This is a genomic window from Rhodoligotrophos appendicifer, assembly GCF_007474605.1.
Taxonomy (GTDB): domain Bacteria; phylum Pseudomonadota; class Alphaproteobacteria; order Rhizobiales; family Im1; genus Rhodoligotrophos; species Rhodoligotrophos appendicifer.
Genome location: NZ_VHKL01000005.1, coordinates 426,138 through 446,522 on the forward strand (window position 1 = coordinate 426,138; position 20,385 = coordinate 446,522).

Consider the following 20,385-nt stretch of genomic DNA (forward strand, 5'->3'; position numbering starts at 1 on the left):
ATGATGCAGGGCAGATGAAAGCGCGAGCGGTCCATCCTTCGATATGTCTGCTGAGATGGTTGATGGCCTTCATGGCCATCACGATGGTTTTGGCTGCCCCTGTCTTGGCGCAGGATGCCGTGCTGGAGCGCGTGCAGCGCCAGGTTCAGCCGCTGACGCAGGAAATCGAACAGCTGAAGCAACAGCTGGCGCGGCCGGACATCAGCACCGGCGACCTGAATTCCACCAGGGCCAGGATCGAGACCATCCGCACGGACACCCTGCGGATGAGCGAGCAGTTGCAGCCTCTCCTGAACGCGGCAAATCAGAGCCTCGATCAATTGGGGCCCTTGCCCGAGGGGGAGGTGCAGGAAGCGCCCAGCGTCGCGGAGCAGCGCAAGCAGTTGACGGCGCGACGGGATGCCATTCGTTCGGTGCAGGCGCAGTTGGACCTGTTGCGGGTGAGTAGCCAGCAGCTCTCCGAGCAGGCCTCGGAAATCCAGCACAGCCGTTTCTTCCAGAAGGTCTTCATCACCGATCGATCGGTGATGGATCCGCGCCTCTGGCTTGAGGGACTGAACACTGTCGACCCCTTCGTCACGCGGTTCCTGACGGTCTTCAACAACTGGTGGAGCAGGTTGGTCGGCTCCCTCACCGGCTTCTCGCTCATCCTTCTGTTGGGTGAGCTCGCTGCGGCGATCGCGGCCGCCGTGGTGACCAGACGGGCCTTGAAGTGGCTGCTGCAGCCGCGACGCAACAAGCCCAACCCTACCGATCTGGAACGCTTGTGGAACGTTCCGGCGAGGGTGATCGTCGTCTCGGCCTCGATCCTGGTAGGCATCCTGCTCATCTACTTCGCACTGTCCACCACCATTGAGACCAGCCAGCAGGCGACTCGCATCTACTGGACCCTCGCTCTGTCCTTTGCCTTCATGGCGGGAGGGCGTGCTTTCGTGCGCGCGATGCTCTCGCCGCGGAACGGCACATGGCGGGTTGTTGAACTGTCCGATGGGATGGCCCATCGGCTGTGCCAGCTGCTCGAATTGCTGATCATCCTGCACATGACCGACGCAGCGCTGCGCCGGCTGACGGAAATTCTCTTCATTCCTGTGCAGTTTTCCATCGCTCAGAGTGCCGTAAACTCGATCCTGACGGCTGTGCTGCTTGTCTTCATTCTGTTGACGGCGCGCCGTCCCGAAGATCCGGCCGAGGATCACGCGCCCTCGAGCGTCCAAGGGCGATTCGGGTGGTTTGCCAATCTCTCGCTGCTCTATTGGGCCCTCGTCGGCATCATCTGCGGCGCCCTTCTCCTCGGTTTTATTGCCCTGGCCCAATATGTCAGCCAGCAAATCGTGGTGCTGACGGGCCTGGTCGTCATCCTCATGCTGATCCGGTATCTTGCGGATCAACTTGTTTCCCACGGCTTGAAGCCCCACAGCCTCGTGGGCCGCTTCCTTCGGAGCGCTTTGTCGCTGAGCAATCGCGGGGTAGATCGCTTCGGCGTCATCATCACCACCCTGGTGGATTTCGGCCTCGTCTTCGTTGGCCTGCCGCTTGTCATCCTCCAGACCGCCGTCACCTGGGTCGACATCACCAGCTGGATGAACACGGCCTTTTTCGGCTTTCGCCTCGGCGGCCTCACGATCTCGCTCTACACCGTCGTGGCGGCGGCGGCGGCCTTCGTCATCGGCTTCCTCCTCACCAAGCTCTTCACCCGGTGGCTCGATGCGCGCGTCCTGTCCCGCACCCAGCTCAACAAGGGCGTGCGGGACAGCATTCGCACCGGTGTCGGCTATCTCGGCCTCATCCTGGCGGCCCTCTTCGCCCTGACCTATGCCGGGCTGAATTTCGACAATCTGGCCATCGTTGCGGGTGCTCTCGGTGTCGGTATCGGTTTCGGTCTGCAGAGTATCGTCAACAATTTTGTCTCAGGCCTGATCCTTCTCGCCGAACGGCCGATCAAGGTCGGAGACCTGATCAAGGTCTCAGGCGGCCAGGGGATCGTGAAGCGGATCAATGTGCGCTCGACGGAGATCGAGACGGGAGAGAAGTCCTCCATCATCGTGCCGAACTCCAGCCTGATCACCGAATCGGTCCAGAACTGGACGCACTCCGACACCATGGGCCGGATCGCCATTGCGGTGCGGGCCGATCCCGCCGTGGACCCCGAGACGGTGATCAAGCTTCTGGTCTCTGCAGCTCAGAAGCATGACAAGGTCTTGCCGTTCCCTGCGCCCATGGCCCTGTTCCAGAATTTCGGCGCGACGGCCAACGAGTACGAGCTTTACGGCTATGTCGCCGACGTGCTCACGGTGGGCGGTGTGGCCAGCGATGTGAGGATCGCCATTGCCAGGCTCTTTGAGGAGAACAAGATAGGGATGCCCTTCGGGCCCCAGGAGCTTAAGATGGTCGGCGACGGCAAGCCGCCGGTGTGATGCGAAAGGTTCGATCATGAAGGGTATCGACCATCTGGTGCTCTGCGCCGATGATCTCGACATGGCCACGGCCCGGTACAAGTCCATGGGGTTCACGGTGATGCCGCGGGCCGTCCATCCCTTCGGCACCATGAACAATCTTGTCCAGTTCGACGGCTCCTTTCTGGAGCTCGTCGCCCTCAACGATCGCTCCATCATCCCCGAGCATGGCGAGCGTTTCTTCAGCTTCGCCGCCTTCAACCGGGATTATCTCGAGGAGGGCGAGGGCTTTTCCATGCTCGTCCTCGATTCGGACGATGCCCGCGCCGATCAGCAGCGCTTTACCGAGACCGGCATCTCCCGCTTCGACCCCTTCGATTTCAAGCGCCTGGCCACACTTCCCGACGGCGAGCAGGTGACGGTGGGATTCTCCCTGGCCTTCGCGACACATCAGGCGATGGAGCGTGCGGCCTTCTTCGTCTGTCAGCAGCAGGCCCCGCAACATTTCTGGAAGCGCGACTATCAGATCCATTCCAATGGCGCGCTGGGTTTGGGCGATGTGCTGATGCTAAGCGACGAACCGCAGCGCTATGCGCCGTTCATGTCGGCCTTTACCGGGGTCGAGCCGCAAGTCACCGCGCCCGACGACATCTGCTTTCCCCTGCAGCGGGGCGGGGTCCGCATGCTCACTCCGGAAGCCTGGGACGTCCATTTCCCGGCAGCCTTTGCCCCGGACCTGGCCCGGGGCCCGTGCTTTGCCGGCTACACGGTGCTCGTCCGCGATCTCGCCCAGGCGACCGAATCCCTCGATGACGGCCATATCGCCTATCTGCGTGACGGCGAGCATCTCATCGTGGCCCCCGACGATGCCTTCAACACCATGATCCTGTTCCAGGCCCGGCGCCCATGATCAACGCGACCGTCAACATCGGCGCCGTCCCCTTCGGCAATGACCGGCCCCTCGCGCTGATCGCGGGACCCTGTCAGCTCGAATCGCGCCAGCACGCCTTCGACATCGCCGGCGCCCTGAAGGACATCACCGGCCGCCTGGGGCTCGGGCTCGTCTACAAGACCTCCTTCGACAAGGCCAACCGCACCAGCCTTTCCGGCAAGCGCGGCCTGGGCCTTGCAGCCGCCTTGCCGGTCTTCCAGGACATCCGCCGCGAGCTCGCTCTGCCGGTCCTCACCGACGTGCACGAGATCTCTCAATGCGCCGAGGTGGCCGAAGCCGTCGACGTCCTGCAGATCCCGGCCTTTCTCTGCCGCCAGACCGATTTGCTGATCGCTGCGGCTGCCACCGGCAAGCCGGTCAATGTGAAGAAGGGCCAGTTCCTCGCGCCCTGGGACATGCAGAACGTGGTCGCCAAGCTCGAGGGCGCCGGGGCCTCCGACATCCTGGTGACGGAGCGCGGCGCCTCCTTCGGCTACAACACCCTCGTCTCCGACATGCGCGCTTTGCCGATCATGGCCCGCTTCGGCGCGCCCGTGATCTTCGACGCGAGCCATTCGGTGCAGCAGCCGGGCGGCCTCGGCGGTTCCTCGGGCGGTGATCGCGACTTTGTGCCCGTCCTCGCCCGCGCAGCCGTGGCCGTGGGTGTCGCCGGCATCTTCATCGAGACCCATCAGGATCCCGACCGCGCCCCCTCCGACGGCCCCAACATGGTTCCCCTGAAGGACATGGAGGCCTTGCTCGCCCGCCTCATGGCCTTTGATCGGCTGGCCAAGGATCAAGCCCCCGGCACGTCCAGATAATTCGGCTCGTTGCTGGACGCAGCACGCTCATTATGCCTATACAGCGGGCCATGGCTTCTCCCTCAATCCCGTCCTGCTAGGCCCATGTTCGACATCAAATGGATCCGCGACAATGCTTCGGCCTTCGATGAGGGGCTGAAGCGGCGTGGCCTCGAGCCGCTCTCGAAGGAGCTTCTGAAACGCGATGACGCGCGCCGCGCCGCCATCACCGCCGCCCAGGAGGCCCAGACCCGCCGCAACGCCCTGTCCAAGGAGATCGGCCAGGCCAAGGCCGCCAAGGAGGAAGACCGCGCCCAGCTCCTGATGGTCGAGGTCGCAGCTCTGAAATCCGCCATGCAGGAGGCCGAGGAGCGCGAGCGCGTCCTCGAGGCCGAGCTGCGCGCCGCCCTGTCCGAGATCCCGAACATTCCCCTCGACGAGGTCCCCGACGGCGCCGACGAGCACGGCAACGTCCTGCTCCGCGACCACGGCACGCCGCGCCGGTTCAATTTCGCTCCGAAGCAGCATTTCGAGCTCGGCGAGGCCCTGGGCCTCATGGATTTCGAGACCGCCGCGCGCCTGTCGGGTGCCCGCTTCGTGGTGCTGAAGGGCGCGCTCGCCCGCCTGGAACGCGCCCTTGGCCTCTTCATGCTCGACCTGCACACCACCGAGCACGGCTACACCGAGATCTCTCCCCCGCTCGTCGTCCGCGACGACGCCATGTTCGGCACCGCTCAGCTGCCGAAATTCCTGGACGACCAGTTCTCCGTCCAAGCGGGTCGCACGGATGCAGGTGAGCCATCGCGGTGGCTCATCCCCACTGCCGAGGTCCCGCTCACCAATCTCGTCCGCGAGCAGATCCTCGAGGCCGACGCGCTGCCCTTGCGCTACACCGCCTTCACCCCTTGCTTCCGCGCCGAGGCGGGGGCGGCCGGCCGCGACACCCGCGGCATGATCCGCCAGCACCAGTTCTCGAAAGTCGAGATGGTCTCCATCACCACGCCGGAGGCGTCCCGCGAGGAGCTCGACCGCATGCTGACCTGTGCCGAGACGGTGCTGAAGCGCCTCGATCTGCCCTACCGGGTGATGACGCTCTGCACCGGCGACATGGGCTTTGCCTCGCGCCTCACTTACGACCTCGAGGTCTGGCTCCCCGGCCAGGATGCCTATCGCGAGATTTCGAGCTGTTCCGTCTGCGGCGATTTCCAGGCCCGCCGCATGGAGGCGCGCTTCCGGCCGAAGGGCGGCAAGCCCCAATATGTCCATACCCTGAACGGCTCGGGCCTCGCCGTGGGCCGCACCCTGGTCGCGATCCTGGAGAACTACCAGCAGGAGGACGGCTCCATCCTTATCCCCGAAGCCCTGTGGCCCTATATGGGCAAGATCGAGGCGATCCCTGCCCATGTCTAAGAGACTCACAACCCCCGACGGCCAGCCCCTGCGGATCCTGGTGACGAATGACGACGGCATCTACGGCCCCGGCCTGGAGGTGCTCGAAGCCATCGCCAACGAGCTCTCCAGCGACGTCTGGGTCGTGGCCCCCCAGGCCGAGGAGAGCGGGGCGTCCCACTCATTGACCCTGGCGGAGCCGTTGCGCCTGCGCCAATACACCGAGCGCCGCTTCGCGGTGAAGGGCACGCCCACCGATTGCGTGGTCATGGCTCTGAAGAAGGTGATGCCGGAGCCACCGCATCTGGTCCTCTCCGGCGTCAACCGCGGTCAGAACCTGGCGGACGACGTCACCTATTCCGGCACCATCGCTGCGGCCATGGAGGGAACTGCTCTGGGCGTCATGTCCTTTGCCCTGTCTCAGTCCTACGGCTTCCAGAAGCGTGAGAAGGGCGAGAAGCCCGTCATCCATTGGGAGACCGCCAAGCGTCATGGAGCCGACGTCGTTCGCAGGCTCTATGGCTTGCCCTTGGGCGCCGGCACGCTGTTGAACATCAACTTCCCCGATTGTCCGCCTGAACGGGTGACCGGAGTCGAGATCACGACCCAAGGCAAGCGCGATCAGAACCTGCTTCTGGTGGATGAGCGCATCGATGCCCGGGGCAATCCCTATTTCTGGCTGGGCTTCAAGCGCGAGATGAGTAATCCTGCTTCGGGTACTGATTTGCGTGCGATCATGGATGAGGCGATTTCGGTGACCCCGCTTCATCTGAATCTGACGCAGATCGAAGTAATGGATACTCTGCGCGAGGCCCTGGCGAAGAGCGCGTGAATGTGACCGGTTGCACGGCGAGCGTATGATCTCTCGGGTGGCGCTCTGACAAGGCAACAACATGCCGAAGCACAACGAACATGGCCGCACGCCGGTCCCGCCGGAGCCGAACTCCAAAGGGGTGCAGCCGAAGCCGGGCGATTACGCGAAGATTCAGCTGATCATGAGCCTGCGCAATCAGGGCATCCGCAATACGGCTGTCCTCGACGCCATTGAGCGCGTGCCCAGGGAGCTCTTCATCGAGGCGCCCTTCGGCGAACAGGCCTATGCCGATCAGTCACTGCCCATCGCCTGCGGTCAGACGATTTCTCAGCCCTTCATCGTCGCCTTCATGACCGAGAAGCTTGAGGTCACCGATCGCATGAAGGTCCTCGAGATCGGGACGGGCTCTGGCTATCAGACGGCGGTGCTCGCTCATCTCTGCCGTCGTGTTTACACAATTGAGCGGTATCGCCTTCTCCTGAGAGCCGCGGAAGAGCGGTTGGCGAAGCTGAAGCTGACCAATGTGACGTCTGTTTCTGGCGATGGGACTAAGGGGTGGAAGAGCCAGGCCCCGTTCGATCGAATATTGGTGACGGCCGCTGCCGCATCCGTGCCGGAGGCCTTGATTGATCAGTTGCGGGTCGGCGGAATCATGATCATTCCGGTCGAAACCTCGCCCGGTCGCCAGGAGCTCCAGCGGATCATTCGCACGGAGCGGGGCTATGATCGCCAGTCGTTGTTGCCGGTGAGGTTTGTACCTCTGGTTGCAGGATTGCCCAAGGAAGGGTGATTTCCAATGCAGGAAATCAAGATCCTTGAGGACTGGCTCAGGGCGCGGTGTTCAATGTTTAAGGCCGCCGCAACCTTAAGTGTCTTTTAACTTAACTCATTCACTATGTTGCTCGATTGGTTCAGTTGCGGGAGTTCAGATTAATGCGTTGCTCCACCATTAGCCCCTTGCGGGCAAGGCGCGTTGCACGGCTTGCAGGCGCGGTGGCGCTGGCCGGCCTCTCGGCGGCATGCAGCGCGGATATGAGCCGCTTCGGTCCGGCCACCACGGGATCGACGGGTGGCTATGCGACCTCGGCCGCGCCGGTGAGTTCGGCGCCGACTGATGCGGTACAGACGTCTCAGGTCCCTCCGGCCGGTGGGGGCGCCTATTCCACGGGCGCCTATCAGGGTGGCGGCGCTTACCAGCCGCCGTCCGGCTACGCATCCGCTCCAGCCTCGGCCCCGGTTCCCACCAACACCTACGCCGCCACCAGCGGCGGCGGCAATCAGATCACCGTCCGCTCCGGCCAGACCCTGTATGCCGTCGCTCGCGAGAATGGCGTCTCCGTTAACCAGATCGTCGCAGCCAACGGCCTGACACCGCCTTACGAGGTGCGCGCCGGTCAGATCTTGCGGCTGCCGGGTGGGGCCAGCGCAGCGGCGGGAGGCAATGGCAGTGTCTCCGGCGTGCGGAACGCGAGTGCCTCCGCTCCTCTGAGCGCGGGCGGCAGCCATACGGCCAAGTCGGGAGAAACTCTCTACAGCCTTGGCCGCGCCTATAATGTCTCGCCCATGGCCATTGCTGATCTCAACGGGTACACCACCTCCTATCAGCTGCGGGTCGGCGAGACGGTGAAGATCCCCAACGGCGCCTCCGCCATGACCGAAAACGGCCGCAGCCAATCGACGGCCGCGGGCACCAAGGTGGCATCCCTTGGACCCACCAGCATGGCAGCCGCACCCGGTCCCTCTACTCTGGGAACATTGAAGACCGATGGTTCCGGCGCTGTCAGCGGGAATGCGCTGCCACAGCAGGTGCCCTCGGCGTCTCCGGCGCAATCGGCATCGCTCCCGGCGCCCGAGACGCGCAGCGCGGCGAGCTTCCGCTGGCCGGTGAAGGGTCGCATCATCTCCAAATATGGCGATAAGCCGAACGGCTCCCGCAATGACGGCATCAATATTGCGGTTCCGGAAGGCACCAGCGTCAGGGCTTCCGAGAACGGCGTCGTCGCGTATTCGGGGAGCGAGTTGAAGGGCTTCGGCAATCTGGTTCTGATCCGCCACGAGGGCGGCTGGGTTACGGCCTACGCCCACAACAAGGAACTGCTCGTGAAGCGTGGCGAGCAGGTCAAGCGCGGTGACATCATTGCCAAGGCCGGCGCGACCGGGTCCGTGACCAGTCCGCAGGTCCATTTCGAAATCCGCAAAGGGGCTCAGGCCGTTGACCCCATGGGCCATCTCGGCTCGACCTATCTGGCGAGCGACTAAGACATGCTGACGGTCTGGGGCCGAGCCAATTCGATCAATGTCCAGAAGGTCATGTGGACCATTGGTGAGCTCGGTCTCGAGCATGAGCGAATTCCAACCGGAGGTTCGTTCAAGGGCACTGACCGTCCTGAATATCGGGCGATGAATCCTGGGGGATTGGTTCCGACCATCAAGGATGGTGAGACGATCCTCTGGGAATCCAATGCGATCGTCCGCTATCTTGCGTCCCGCTATGGCGGAGAGCCCCTCTGGCCCCTTGACCCCGCAAAGCGTGCCGACGCCGACCGCTGGATGGACTGGAGCCTGTCGGAGGTCAGTCCGAGTCTGACACCGGTCTTCTTCGCGACGGTGCGCAAGCCGAAGGCGCAGCATGATGCGGCAGCGATCGCCCAGGCCGCCGAGCGGCTGCATCCGGTCTTCCGGCGCATCGACGACGTGCTCGGACGGAGCGAATTCATCGCGGGCCCGGCGCTGACCATGGGCGATATCGCCATTGGCGCCTATGTCGCCCGCTATGTGCGGATGCCCATCGAACGGCCCGCTTTGGCCAATGTCCAACGCTATATGGACGTCTTGTCCTCTCGGCCGGCCTTTGCGAAGCACATCCTCATTCCCTTCGGCACCTGCGCTGAGGAATGGGATGCCAATGAGCGCAAATTCGGCTAGTTCGCGAAAACCGGCGGCAGGCTCGCTGAGGGGTCCCTGTCGAAGAACCCATAGGGTCGCAGGACGAAGCCATGCCACATGGTGGGCAGGATCGGCCAGTCCTCGGGCCGCGTCACATGCCGGAAGCCCACCGTGTACCAGAACACGAGATCCTGATTTTCGATCGGCTCCGGCGGGGTGACGAAGCGCGGCAGTCCGTCGTCGAGGGTGACCAGCGGAAAGTCGCCGACGGGGTAAAGTTCTGAAGGATTGGCCCGGCTCACCCACAGGGTTGAGGCGGAGAATGCCGCCCGCCTCTGGGCGGGATCATCGGCCTTCAGCATCGACGTGGCGGTGCCGTGTTCCGGCATGATTTCGTAGCCGGGGGCATAGCCGAGCGCCGTCCGCCGATCCGGATTGATGACCCGCCAGATCTCCCCGGCCGCTCCGTGATGCGAGCCCGAAACCGGCCCCTCTTCTCTGATGATTTCGGGCTGCAACCGCCAGAGGCTGCCACGCACATTCTCTGCGGGCAGCTGTTCCGGGACGAACCGCTCGGCGACGAGCGTGTTCTGCGGCCCGTCAATGTCGAGATCCAGCCGGAAGGCGAAATAATGATCGTGATAGGGAGCGACCGTGCGCGGGGCGACGAGAGCGCCATAGCGCGTCTCCTCAGCTGCTGTGGGGGAGGCGAGGCTGTCTGCCGTCACCGTCTTGACGGCATCGATGCCGGTTGCGCCCACCCGCGTGGTGATCGCCCCCCGGGAGGAGAAGACATAGTCGACGATGTAGTCGTAATTGCCGATGGTGGGGATGGTGCGCACCACCAGTTCCACCTCCGCGCGGGCATCGGTGGTCCCGTTCTCCGCCGAAAAATGGCGCCAGGCCGGTGAGCCTGTGGCGCGCTCGAAGATGCACAGGGCGCTGTCGGCCTTGAACATGCCGCCTTGGTCGCTGGGCATCAGGAGATCGAGATAAAAGGAGTCTGTGGGACAGTCCTTGCCTTCCGCCAGCGTCGACACGAGATAGCCCAGCCCCAATTCCCCGGCGTCGAGATAATTGCGCGTGTTCCAGCCCAGGGCGGGATCCATATAGGGCACGAACAGCTCGGCCAGAGCCATCTGATAGGCGACGAGCCGCTTCTTCTGTTGGTCCTGGAATCGCACCAGGGATACAACCAGCCCGCTTCGCCGGTCGGCACGGAGATGAAACGACCAGTTCTGCCATTCCACTTCATAGGCCCCGCTCACGCGAATATTCGTGCCCGAAGGCGAGGCGTTGATCACCGGCTTCTGAGCGGGCAGGGGGGACGGCGCCGGAACGGGGCCTTCGGCGGCGGGCCGGATGACCGGCGCTTCGACCTTGACGTCGATCACGGCGCCGGTATCGGCATCGACGATCCCGAGAATGCCCTCGATGGAGCGGCTCACCTGGGGGCGGGGCTCCGTGCTGTCCTCATAGCAGGACACGCGCAGGATCCGGCGCGCCCCATAGGGCTCCTTCGGAAAGGCGCCCGGCGGCATCGGCGTGCAGCTGATCCCGGAGAGATCCTGATATCCCGCCTTGCGCATGGCGGCCTGCCAGCGCGCATCGGCCATGAGCTGGTCCCCGGCCGCCGCCCATTCATGCTGCATGATCGACGGCTGCGCGTCGGCCACGACCTCCCGCGAGACGATGGTACCGGCCCTGAGATCGACGACGATCCTGGTGGTCTCGGCCGATTTCCGGGTGACGACGAGCGCGCGTCTGGAGAAGGCCTGCCCCGGCGTCCAGGCCAGGACCTCCCCCTTGGGCGGCTCCAGCAGCGTCATGGTGGGGAACATTGTCTGCCCATCGGCGAGGCCGGCACCCTTCACAATGGCCACCGTCCGCTCGATCTCGGCGAAGCTCAGGCCATCCAGGGGATGTGGGGCCGCCGTCTCCTGTGCGCCCGCGGGGGCAAGCGACAGCACGAGCAGCAACGCGGCGAAGAGGGGGGAGATCAGGCGCATGACAGCTGGATAGAGGCAGTCCGACCTCGCCCACAAGAAAAAAGGCGCCCGCAAGGACGCCTTTTCATCAGGGCTGACCCGCCTGTCTCAGCCCTTCGGCTGCTCGACCAGCCGCAGATAGGGACGCAGCGCCTTCCAGCCTTGCGGGAACTTCTTCTTGGCATCCTCGTCGCTCACCGACGGCACGATGATCACGTCGTCGCCATTCGCCCAGTTGACCGGGGTCGCGACCTGATGCTTCGCCGTGAGCTGCAAACTGTCGATCACCCGCAGGATCTCGTCGAAATTGCGGCCCGTGGCGGCCGGATAGGTGAGGGTGAGCTTGACCTTCTTGTCCGGCCCGATCACGAACACCGAGCGCACCGTCATGGTGTCGCTCGCATTGGGATGGATCATGCCATAGAGGTTGGCGACCTTGCGGTCGTGGTCCGCGATCAGGGGGAAGTTCAGCGCATGCCCTTGGGTCTCCTTGATGTCATCGGCCCATTTGTCGTGATTGTCGATGGCGTCCACCGAGATGCCGATCACCTTGACGCCGCGTCTGTCGAACTCCGGCTTGAGCTTCGCCGTATAGCCGAGCTCCGTGGTGCAGACCGGGGTGAAATTCTTCGGATGCGAGAACAGGACCCCCCAGCTATCGCCCAGCCACTGGTGGAACTGGATCTGGCCTTCGGTCGTCTCCGCGGTGAAATCGGGAGCGGTATCGCCCAGCTGCAATGACATCATCTGGCCTCCATGCCTGTTTGAAAATGGCGCCTCATGCGCCCGGAAATCGCATTCGTTCTTTTATACGAACGTTTGTCCCGGATAAAGAACTCTCTTCCCCGGAACGGTTCGGCTATAAGCTGGCTCTGGCCTCCGTGAAAATCCAGACCTGCATCCCCGATGATCCCCTCGACTTCCTTGATTGTCGTCTCCACTGGCATCCTTGCGGCTCTGGCTGTCCTGGTTTTGGGCTATCTCGGCACGCTCTGGCTGCCCCTCGACATCCTGGCCAATTTTCGCCTGCATGCCGCGGGCGCAGCCCTGATCTTGATGGTCGCCCTGCTTGTCCCGCGGCTGTGGTTCACCGTCTCCCTGACCGGCTTTTTGATCCTGATGATCCTCATCGGCCTGTCTGCGCACTTTGCCGTCGCCATTCAGCCGGCCGAGCGCGCGCCGCTTCAGGGTGAGCGTCAGGTGAAGCTCCTCTCCTTCAACAGCTGGGCCTCCAATAACGATTTGGCCGCCATCGAGCAGATGCTGCGCGGCGCCAACGCCGATCTGGTGGTCATGCAGGAGGTTTTCTCCGACAAGCAACCTCTCCTGAAATCCCTGGCCGACCTGTATCCGTTTCAAGAAAATTGTAGCGGCAAGGCCGGCTGTCAAATGGTGATCCTGTCCAAGCAGCCCATCCTCGCCACGCGCTTTGAGATCCTCTCGGACGATCTCCCCGTCCTCTCCGCACAATTCGGTCGCGGCTTCGGGGGCCTGAAGCTGATGACGGTGCACACCCTGCGCCCGCCGCGAATCTATGACCAGCAGCGCCAAATGGCAGCCTTGGCTGCTCGGGTGCGACAGGAGACGGCCACGCCCCTCATCATCGCAGGCGATTTCAACACCACCCCCTTTTCGCTGCTCTTCGACGACTTCGTTCGCGCCAGCGGCCTGACCGCGTCGCAAATCTGGCCGACGTGGCCAGCCTGGCCCTTGCCTCTGCCGCAGCTGGCCATTGATCACATGTTCTTCGGTGGCAGCGTCAGGGTGCTCGACGCCGCACTGCCCGCAACGGCGGCCGCCTCCGACCACTTGCCGATCCTGGCCTCCTTTGCGATTCGTCCGGCCCCCGAAGCAGCAGTGGTCACGAAGCCTTAACCACGTTCCTTAACAACGAGTTTGCGACGATTGCGTAGAATGCCTCAGAGTTCGGTCGTCAGTGGCGTTGAAACGGAGTTGCGTATGTCGCATTTGCGCTTGGTGCTATCCGAGGAGGATACGGCCGAGCGCCGCAGCGCGACCTTGTTTGCCAAGGCCACGCACCTGGATCGCGTCGGAGCTTCGTCCCGAGACCAGATCGAGGCGCATGCCTGCCTCACCTTGGCGGCACTCGCCGGCCATGCCGATGCGCGCCGTTATGCCCGCGAATTGGCCAGGAGGATGCGCCAGGATGACGTCGTCAGATCCCACCGGCAGGCGATGGCTGATGCGGCGGGCCGATCACCCGCCGACCACGGCCAGTGCGAATCTCAGTGATTGCCCCACAAGGCATTGACGGAGTTGGGTGTCGTGAGATCGTGATCGATCAGCCGGTCGAGCTGCTGGAGGAACAGGCGCTCGCGGTGCTGTGACTTCCAGATCTCGGTCTCGCGGATATCGGCCATGGCATCGATCTGGTCCTGCGTGCTGTTGAGGGCAGGCAGCTGCTCGCTGTTGGGACCATAGACGTGGCCTTGCGGAATGAATTGCTCCGCCGCGTGAGTCGAGACCATCAATCCGGAACTGAGCATCAACGCAAAGGTTAGACCGGCTGCATTTAACTTGAACGACATTCTGATCTCCCTCGCGCATCCGACCTGCCGCGCGTCACGGCAAGCCGTCGCTCACTCCTGGATATATAATCACAGCGGGTGATGCGCACCATCATGATTTCGCCTTAGTCCGCTCTTTGGACCACCCTGCTGCAACCGTGCAACGCACCAGGTTAAAATCTCGTGCGCTTCAATTGGTTGCAGCCTGCGATCCGCCCGTCGGGCGTTTGTGAAATCCGAGCAGGAGAGGGGGAAACGACGGCTTCCGACCCCTTCGGATCAATGCGTGCCGAAGACACGCTCGAAGATCACGTCCACATGCTTAAAATGATAGCCGAGATCGAACAGCCCCTCGAGGGCGCTGTCGGAGAGCAGGGCGCGGACTTCGTCATCGGCTTTCAGCAGATCGAGGAAATTGCCTTGCCCCCGCCAGACCGGCATCGCGTTGCGCTGCACGAGCCGGTAGGCGTCCTCCCGCTGTGCGCCTGCATCAACCAGGGCCAGCATCACCCGTTGGGAATGGATGAGGCCCCCGAGCCGGTCCAGATTGGCTTTCATCGTCTCCGGATAGATCACCAGGCGTTCCATGACGTTCGTCAGCCGGACGAGGGCGAAGTCGAGATGGATGGTCGCGTCCGGCCCGATGCCGCGCTCGACGGAGGAATGCGAGATGTCCCGCTCGTGCCAGAGCGCCACATTCTCCAGGGCGGGCGTGACCGCGGAGCGCACCAGGCGGGCGAGCCCCGTGAGGTTCTCCGTCAGCACCGGGTTGCGCTTATGCGGCATGGCCGACGAACCTTTCTGGCCTGGTGCGAAATATTCTTCAGCCTCCAGCACCTCCGTGCGCTGCAGGTGACGGATTTCTGTCGCCAGCCGCTCGACGGAGGAGGCGATCACCCCCAGCACGGCAAAGAACATGGCATGCCGGTCCCGCGGAATGATCTGGGTGGAGACCGGCTCCGGCGTGAGTCCCATGGCGCGCGCTACATGCTCTTCAACGCGGGGATCGATATTGGCGAAGGTGCCCACCGCACCCGAGATGGCGCAGGTCGAGATTTCCTCCCGCGCGTTCACGAGGCGGGCGCGGGCGCGGGAAAATTCCGCATGGAAGGTCGCCAGCTTGATGCCAAAGGTCGTCGGTTCCGCGTGGATGCCATGGCTGCGGCCGATGGTCGGCGTCAGCTTGTGCTCCAGGGCTCGCCGCTTGAGCGCGGCCAGCAAGCCGTCGATATCGGCGAGCAGGAGGTCGGCCGCTCGCCGGAGCTGGACGTTGAGGCAGGTGTCCAGGACGTCGGATGACGTCATGCCTTGATGGACGAAGCGCGCCTCTGGCCCGACGATCTCAGCGAGATGGGTGAGGAAGGCGATCACATCATGGCGCACTTCGCGCTCGATTTCGTCGATACGCTCGACATCGAAGGTCGCCGGCATGCCTTTTTCCCACAGCGTGTCCGCTGCGTCTTTGGGAACCAGGCCAAGATCGGCCATGGCGGTCAGGGCGTGGGCTTCGATTTCGAACCAGATTCGGAATTTGGATTCCGGCGACCAGATCGAGGCCATTTGTTCACGTGTATATCGGGGGATCATCAACGGCCTCGTGGCAATGGAATGCGATGTGCCGCCTGCTTATCAAATCGGCGGGGCGGGCTCAATGTTGCGGGAAGCCAGGAACGAGATTAGGACTGCGCCAGTTTTCTTCGATAGTGGGCGGGGCCGCACCGGAAAGGTCGAGAATGAGATGACGGATGATGCCATGGAAGAGCACCGGGAAGACACTGATTTCGCCGCCATGATTCGCACCCATGTGCAGAAGCGTCCGCTTCCGAAGCGCTTCTACAAGCAAGTCTCGATCTCCGACTCCGGAGCGGGGCTGGCGATTGAGCTCGACGGGCGCCCCGTGCGGACACCTCTCAAGCATCTTCTGAGCCTCCCGAATTCGGCGATGGCGAAGGAAGTGGCCGCCGAATGGGAGGCGCAGGCGCAGGAGATCGACCCCGCCGCCATGCCTCTGACGCGCTTGGCGAACACCGCAATCGACCGGGTTGCGCCGGATCTGGGGCGCATCGTCGATGAGATCCTGGCTTACGCCGCCAGCGATCTCCTGTGTTACCGTGCTGAAGATCCGGATCCTCTCCGGGCTCGGCAATGCATGATTTGGGATCCGGTTCTGGACTGGGCGGCCGCCTCGCTGGGCGCGAGTCTCGTGCGGACGACGGGGGTCATGCCGCGCGAGCAGCCGGCCGAGGCGCTGGCGGCCCTGCGGAGGCATTTGGAGACTTATGATGCCTTTGAGCTCACAGCGCTCCATAACATGACCACCTTGTCCGGCTCGGCGATCATCGCCATGGCGATTGCCGAGGGCCATCTTCTGCCTCAGCCGGGCTGGGAAGCGGCACATGTCGACGAAGACTGGCAGGCGGAGCAATGGGGCTATGATGCCGCCGCCGCACGCCGCCGGGCCTTCCGTTGGGCGGAGTTTTTCTCGGCCGTCCACCTCCTGTCCCTCGCCCGCACCTGACCGGTTTCTCCCTCATCCTTCTTGCCACTTGTCTCCGATGGGTCTTTGGCCGAAGAATGGCTCCGGGGTAAGAGGTCATAGAGTTTCATGGGGTTGTCATCGGCCGTTCAGGACGAGGGTCCCGTCATAGAATTTCGCCGGGCGTCGAAGCGCTTCGGGGAGGTGGTTGCCGTCGAGCCCATGGATCTGGTGATCCGCAAGGGCGAGTTTCTGTCCCTCCTGGGACCGTCGGGCTGCGGTAAGACGACGTCCCTGCGGATGATCGCAGGCTTCGACCAGCCCAGTGACGGGGAAATCCTCATCGAGGGCATGCGGGTCAATGGGGTTCCCGCCCATAAGCGCCCGGTGAACATGGTCTTCCAGCATTATGCCCTGTTCCCGCATCTCGACGTCGGCCGCAACGTCGCCTATGGCCTGAAGCAGAGGTCGCCACGACCGAGTGCTGCCGAGATCGCCTCCCGGGTGACGCAGACCCTGGCCATGGTGCGCCTCAGCGGCTTCGAGCATCGCCGGGTCTGGGAACTCTCCGGTGGCCAGCAGCAGCGTGTGGCTCTCGCCCGGGCGCTCATCAACCAGCCCAGGGTGCTGTTGCTGGACGAGCCTCTTGCCGCCCTCGACCGCAAGCTTCGCCATGACATGCAGATCGAGCTGCAGAACCTCCAGCGCGATCTCGACATCACCTTCGTCCTCGTCACCCACGACCAGGAGGAGGCCCTCTCCATGAGCCACCGTGTCTGCGTCATGCGCGAGGGCAGGATCGTCCAGATCGGCTCGCCTCAGGAGCTCTATGATCGCCCGGTCTCGCGCTATGTCGCCGATTTCGTCGGCAAATCCAATTTTTTCGAGGGCCGGGCGCAAGCGCGGACCGGCGATCTCGTGGACGTGCTCCTGGCGGGCGACAAGAGGGTGTCGGCGCGGGATTTCGGCCGGGAGCCGGTCGCGGTTGGCAACCGGATCGCGGTCAGCATCCGCCCTGAGCAGATGATTCTGGTGCGGGATCCGGCGGGCCTTCCCGATGGCACGGCGGTCGCCGCCGATGCGCTGGTCTTGAACCGCATCTTCCTCGGCGAGCACACCGAATATCTCGTGCGAGCGGAGCATCTGGGCGAGTTCCTGGTGATGACGCCGCGGCAGGTGGAGCAGGTGGAAAGACCCTTCGACGTGGGCGACCGCGTGGCCGTCGGCTGGCGGCCGGGCGCGGCGCTGATCTTGCAGCTGAACAGTTGAAACGCGGGAAATTCCGCAAATGGGGAGAGCATCATGTCAAGCAATGACGACAAGCCGATCACGGCGCGCCGCTTCATGGAGGAGCTCCGTCGCTATCAGCGCGGCTCCGTGACCCGCCGCCACTTCCTCGGCGTGACCGGCCTTGGCGCGGCCATGGCGGTGCTCGGCAGCGCGGTCCCGGCATTGAAGCCGCGGGCCGCTTACGCCTTCGGCGACCTCGGCGACACGCTCGCCTTCACCACCTGGCCCAATTATTTCAATCAGAAGAACATCGACGATTTCACCGCGCTGACCGGCGTCAATGTGCAGATCTCCGTCTTCGGCTCGAACGAGGAGATGCTGGCCAAGCTGCAGGCCGGCGGCACCGGCTGGGACGTCTTCGTTCCCACCAATTACACGATCTCGACCTACAACAAGCTCGGCCTGATCGATGCGCTCGATACGGCGAAGCTGCCCAATTACGATCCGGCCTCCCAGGAGAGCCGCTTCACCGGCGAGGCCACCATCGACGGCAAGCTCTATGCGGTGCCGAAGGACTGGGGCACCACGGGCTATGTCATCAACACCGAGAAGGTCACCGGCGACATGACCTCCTGGAAGCAGTTCTGGGACCGCACCATGGACGACCTCTCAGGCCGCGTCATGGTCCATGACTACCAGCTCACCACCATCGGCAACGCCCTGAAATATTTCGGCTATTCTTTCAATTCCGTCGATCCCGGCGAGCTCAAGCAGGCGGAGGACCTGCTCATCAAGGCCAAGCCTCACTTGTTTGCCATCAACAGCGACTACCAGCCCTCTATGCGCAATGGCGATGCCTGGATGTCGGTCTGCTGGACGGGGGACGCCTCCCAGCTGCACCGCGACATCCCGGCCATGCGCTACGTCCTGGGCTCCGAGGGCGGCGAGATCTGGACCGATTTCTATGCCATCCCGAAGGATGCCCCCCACAAGGAGGCGGCCTATGTCTTCGTCAACTTCATGCTGGATCCCTTCGTGAATGCCCGCGAGGTCCAGGCCCATGGCTATCCCAGCACCGATTCGAAGACCAATGCGTTGCTGCCGGACAAGATCCTCAACGATCCGATCCTCTATCCGGCCAAGGACCTGCTCTCGAAGCTGGAATTCGGGGCCGCCGCGACCCTGACCGACCCGTTGCGGGCCGAGATCATGGCCCGGTTCAAGTCCGCGTGATTTCGCGTCACGCGCAGGGAAGAAGGGGCCTCTCATGACGGCGGCGACGCGATCGCGCATCGGCACCGCCGCCATGGTGGCTCCGGCCGCCCTGTTCTTCATCGTCCTTCTGGTGCTGCCTCTGGTGGTGGTGCTGGTCTATTCCTTTGGCCTGCGCGCACCGGCGGGCGGCTACCAGCCGGGCTTCACCCTCGACAATTATCTGAACCTGCCGGCCCGCGCCGCAGCCTTCCTCAACACGATCACGCTCGCCCCCCTGGGCACGCTCGTGACGGTGCTGATCGCCTATCCTCTGGCCTATTTCCTGGCGGTGAAGGTCTCCCCGCGCTGGCGCACCCTCCTGCTCGTCCTGGTGATCGTGCCCTTCTGGGCAAGCCAGCTCCTGCGCATCTATGCCTGGATGATGATCCTCGGCAATCGCGGCATCCCTTCGCTCCTCTTCGCCGCCGGCCTCGGCGACATCCGCCTGCTGAACACCCCCTTCGCGGTCTTGCTCGGCATGGTCTACGGCTATCTGCCTTTGATGGTCTTCCCCATCTATGTGAGCCTCGAAAAGCTTGACCGCCGTTTGCTCGAGGCCTCCGCCGACCTCGGGGCGAGCCCGTTCCGCACCTTTCTTCAGGTGACGCTGCCGCTCTCGCTGCCGGGCGTCGCCACCGGCTCCATGCTGGTCTTCATCCTGCTCATGGGCGAGTTCATCATTCCGGCCTTCTTGGGCGGCGGCAAGGTCTTCTTCATCGGCAATGCTTTGGTCGATCTGTTCCTCCAATCGCGCAACTGGCCCTTCGGCGCCGCCGTCTCGGTGGCTCTGGTCGCCATCATGCTGGTGGTGATCGTGATCTATATGCGCTTCATCCTCGGCCGCAGCGGCACCCGCCGCATGGTCCTGAGCTAGGGGCGGGCGCCATGCGCTGGTATGCGGCCCTCATCTACGCCTTTCTCTATCTGCCCATCGCGCTGATCGTCATCTTCAGCTTTAACTCGGGCCGCTATGCCATGGACTGGGAAGGGTTTTCCCTCTCCTGGTACGCCACGGCCTTCGCCAATCCCTTGGCTGTGAAGGCCCTGTGGACGAGCCTCACCATCGCCGCCGTCACGGCGGTCCTGGCCTCGATCCTCGGCACGCTCGCAGCCCTCGGCCTCGAGCGCGTCACCCCCCGGGTGCGCCGCAGCTTCGATGCCGCCATCTACATTGCCGTCATGGTCCCTGGCGTGGTCATCGGCATCGCCACCTTGATCGCTTTCGTAACCGTCTTCGACGCCGTGAACCCGGTGCTCGCGAATCTCCTCGGCACCGCCGCCCCGAAATTCACCATGGGCCTGCCCACGGTCATCGCCGCCCATGTCATGTTCAACCTGGCCGTGGTCGTGCTCATCGTGCGCGCCCGTCTCGCTGGCATGGACAAGAGCCTCCTGGAGGCCTCCGCCGACCTCTATGCCACCCCCTTCGGCACCTTCCGCCAGGTGATGCTGCCGCTCCTGATGCCGGCCATCCTGGCGAGCCTGCTCCTGAGCTTCACCTTCTCGTTTGAGGATTTCATCATCGCCTTCTTCGTCGCCGGCCCCAACGTCACCCTGCCGATCTACATCTATTCCTCGATCCGCCGCGGCATCACCCCGGAGATCAACGCCATCGGCACGGTCGTGCTCGCCGTGTCCTTCACCCTCCTGATCCTCGCGCAATATCTGCTGCGGGAGCGGGCGCCCCGGGCCTGAC

Annotated in this window: 19 protein-coding genes; 15 read left to right on the forward strand and 4 right to left on the reverse strand. The window is 63.6% G+C overall.

The genetic code is table 11. The features are described from left to right. The first annotated feature begins 71 nt into the window (after positions 1–71). The 8 genes from FKM97_RS13855 (at position 72) to FKM97_RS13890 (ending at position 9,252) form a co-directional block, all read left to right on the forward strand. Complete coding sequence (locus tag FKM97_RS13855) at positions 72–2,414, forward strand: mechanosensitive ion channel domain-containing protein (RefSeq protein WP_170240910.1); 2,343 nt, start codon at positions 72–74, stop codon at positions 2,412–2,414. A 16-nt stretch (positions 2,415–2,430) separates the two neighbouring features. After that, a complete protein-coding gene (locus tag FKM97_RS13860) occupies positions 2,431–3,303 on the forward strand; it encodes a VOC family protein (protein WP_144292989.1) in 873 nt (290 codons plus the stop codon). After that, complete coding sequence (gene kdsA / locus FKM97_RS13865) at positions 3,300–4,145, forward strand: 3-deoxy-8-phosphooctulonate synthase (protein ID WP_144292990.1); 846 nt, start codon at positions 3,300–3,302, stop codon at positions 4,143–4,145. Before FKM97_RS13860 ends, kdsA begins: the two co-directional genes overlap by 4 nt. A gap of 84 nt (positions 4,146–4,229) precedes the next feature. Then, entirely contained in the window at positions 4,230–5,534 is a 1,305-nt protein-coding gene (serS, locus tag FKM97_RS13870) for a serine--tRNA ligase (RefSeq protein WP_144292991.1), read from the forward strand. 28 nt (positions 5,535–5,562) lie between these two features. Next, on the forward strand, positions 5,563–6,345 hold the full coding sequence (gene surE, locus FKM97_RS13875) for a 5'/3'-nucleotidase SurE (RefSeq protein WP_144293069.1): 783 nt from the start codon (positions 5,563–5,565) through the stop codon (positions 6,343–6,345). A 61-nt stretch (positions 6,346–6,406) separates the two neighbouring features. Next, positions 6,407–7,117, forward strand: coding sequence for a protein-L-isoaspartate(D-aspartate) O-methyltransferase (locus FKM97_RS13880; RefSeq protein WP_144292992.1), 711 nt, complete (start codon positions 6,407–6,409; stop codon positions 7,115–7,117). Positions 7,118–7,260: 143 nt separating this feature from the next. Continuing rightward, positions 7,261–8,586, forward strand: a complete 1,326-nt coding sequence (locus FKM97_RS13885) for a peptidoglycan DD-metalloendopeptidase family protein (protein WP_144292993.1) — start codon at positions 7,261–7,263, stop codon at positions 8,584–8,586. A gap of 3 nt (positions 8,587–8,589) precedes the next feature. Next, entirely contained in the window at positions 8,590–9,252 is a 663-nt protein-coding gene (locus tag FKM97_RS13890) for a glutathione S-transferase family protein (RefSeq protein ID WP_144292994.1), read from the forward strand. Here FKM97_RS13890 and FKM97_RS13895 read toward each other — a convergent pair. Beyond that, entirely contained in the window at positions 9,249–11,222 is a 1,974-nt protein-coding gene (locus FKM97_RS13895; protein WP_144292995.1) for a copper amine oxidase, read from the reverse strand. The genes FKM97_RS13890 and FKM97_RS13895 overlap by 4 nt on opposite strands. Before the next feature lie 87 nt (positions 11,223–11,309). Then, positions 11,310–11,945, reverse strand: coding sequence for a peroxiredoxin (locus FKM97_RS13900; protein ID WP_144293070.1), 636 nt, complete (start codon positions 11,943–11,945; stop codon positions 11,310–11,312). Positions 11,946–12,107: 162 nt separating this feature from the next. Between FKM97_RS13900 and FKM97_RS13905 the strand changes: the two genes are divergently transcribed. Continuing rightward, entirely contained in the window at positions 12,108–13,076 is a 969-nt protein-coding gene (locus tag FKM97_RS13905; protein ID WP_144292996.1) for an endonuclease/exonuclease/phosphatase family protein, read from the forward strand. Positions 13,077–13,160: 84 nt separating this feature from the next. Then, positions 13,161–13,454, forward strand: a complete 294-nt coding sequence (locus FKM97_RS13910; RefSeq protein ID WP_144292997.1) for a hypothetical protein — start codon at positions 13,161–13,163, stop codon at positions 13,452–13,454. Here the strand turns inward: FKM97_RS13910 and FKM97_RS13915 are convergent. Further along, complete coding sequence (locus FKM97_RS13915; protein WP_144292998.1) at positions 13,448–13,750, reverse strand: hypothetical protein; 303 nt, start codon at positions 13,748–13,750, stop codon at positions 13,448–13,450. The genes FKM97_RS13910 and FKM97_RS13915 overlap by 7 nt on opposite strands. Before the next feature lie 258 nt (positions 13,751–14,008). Beyond that, on the reverse strand, positions 14,009–15,316 hold the full coding sequence (gene purB / locus FKM97_RS13920) for an adenylosuccinate lyase (RefSeq protein WP_144292999.1): 1,308 nt from the start codon (positions 15,314–15,316) through the stop codon (positions 14,009–14,011). A gap of 151 nt (positions 15,317–15,467) precedes the next feature. Here purB and FKM97_RS13925 point away from each other — a divergent pair, with 151 nt between their 5' ends. From FKM97_RS13925 to FKM97_RS13945, 5 genes are all read left to right on the forward strand, one after another. Continuing rightward, positions 15,468–16,247: an ATP12 family chaperone protein gene (locus tag FKM97_RS13925; RefSeq protein ID WP_170240911.1), complete on the forward strand. Its 780-nt coding sequence runs from the start codon at positions 15,468–15,470 to the stop codon at positions 16,245–16,247. A gap of 87 nt (positions 16,248–16,334) precedes the next feature. Then, positions 16,335–17,474 (forward strand): ABC transporter ATP-binding protein, encoded by a 1,140-nt coding sequence (locus FKM97_RS13930; RefSeq protein WP_144293001.1) that lies wholly within the window; start codon positions 16,335–16,337, stop codon positions 17,472–17,474. Positions 17,475–17,507: 33 nt separating this feature from the next. Next, on the forward strand, positions 17,508–18,668 hold the full coding sequence (locus FKM97_RS13935) for an ABC transporter substrate-binding protein (protein WP_205014984.1): 1,161 nt from the start codon (positions 17,508–17,510) through the stop codon (positions 18,666–18,668). 34 nt (positions 18,669–18,702) lie between these two features. Continuing rightward, positions 18,703–19,563, forward strand: a complete 861-nt coding sequence (locus tag FKM97_RS13940; RefSeq protein ID WP_144293002.1) for an ABC transporter permease — start codon at positions 18,703–18,705, stop codon at positions 19,561–19,563. An 11-nt stretch (positions 19,564–19,574) separates the two neighbouring features. Beyond that, positions 19,575–20,384: an ABC transporter permease gene (locus FKM97_RS13945; RefSeq protein WP_144293003.1), complete on the forward strand. Its 810-nt coding sequence runs from the start codon at positions 19,575–19,577 to the stop codon at positions 20,382–20,384. Position 20,385: the final 1 nt, after the last annotated feature.

Coding starts and splice junctions, on each gene's coding strand:
- FKM97_RS13860 (WP_144292989.1), top strand. CDS start 2,431: ATGAAGGGTATCGACCATCTGGTGCTCTGCGCCGATGATCTCGACATG.
- FKM97_RS13935 (WP_205014984.1), top strand. CDS start 17,508: ATGTCAAGCAATGACGACAAGCCGATCACGGCGCGCCGCTTCATGGAG.
- FKM97_RS13945 (WP_144293003.1), top strand. CDS start 19,575: ATGCGCTGGTATGCGGCCCTCATCTACGCCTTTCTCTATCTGCCCATC.
- FKM97_RS13905 (WP_144292996.1), top strand. CDS start 12,108: ATGATCCCCTCGACTTCCTTGATTGTCGTCTCCACTGGCATCCTTGCG.
- FKM97_RS13915 (WP_144292998.1), bottom strand. CDS start 13,750: ATGTCGTTCAAGTTAAATGCAGCCGGTCTAACCTTTGCGTTGATGCTC.
- FKM97_RS13925 (WP_170240911.1), top strand. CDS start 15,468: ATGACGGATGATGCCATGGAAGAGCACCGGGAAGACACTGATTTCGCC.
- purB (WP_144292999.1), bottom strand. CDS start 15,316: ATGATCCCCCGATATACACGTGAACAAATGGCCTCGATCTGGTCGCCG.
- FKM97_RS13910 (WP_144292997.1), top strand. CDS start 13,161: ATGTCGCATTTGCGCTTGGTGCTATCCGAGGAGGATACGGCCGAGCGC.
- FKM97_RS13900 (WP_144293070.1), bottom strand. CDS start 11,945: ATGTCATTGCAGCTGGGCGATACCGCTCCCGATTTCACCGCGGAGACG.
- FKM97_RS13930 (WP_144293001.1), top strand. CDS start 16,335: ATGGGGTTGTCATCGGCCGTTCAGGACGAGGGTCCCGTCATAGAATTT.
- FKM97_RS13855 (WP_170240910.1), top strand. CDS start 72: ATGGCCATCACGATGGTTTTGGCTGCCCCTGTCTTGGCGCAGGATGCC.
- FKM97_RS13885 (WP_144292993.1), top strand. CDS start 7,261: ATGCGTTGCTCCACCATTAGCCCCTTGCGGGCAAGGCGCGTTGCACGG.
- FKM97_RS13940 (WP_144293002.1), top strand. CDS start 18,703: ATGACGGCGGCGACGCGATCGCGCATCGGCACCGCCGCCATGGTGGCT.
- FKM97_RS13880 (WP_144292992.1), top strand. CDS start 6,407: ATGCCGAAGCACAACGAACATGGCCGCACGCCGGTCCCGCCGGAGCCG.
- FKM97_RS13895 (WP_144292995.1), bottom strand. CDS start 11,222: ATGCGCCTGATCTCCCCCCTCTTCGCCGCGTTGCTGCTCGTGCTGTCG.
- kdsA (WP_144292990.1), top strand. CDS start 3,300: ATGATCAACGCGACCGTCAACATCGGCGCCGTCCCCTTCGGCAATGAC.
- serS (WP_144292991.1), top strand. CDS start 4,230: ATGTTCGACATCAAATGGATCCGCGACAATGCTTCGGCCTTCGATGAG.
- FKM97_RS13890 (WP_144292994.1), top strand. CDS start 8,590: ATGCTGACGGTCTGGGGCCGAGCCAATTCGATCAATGTCCAGAAGGTC.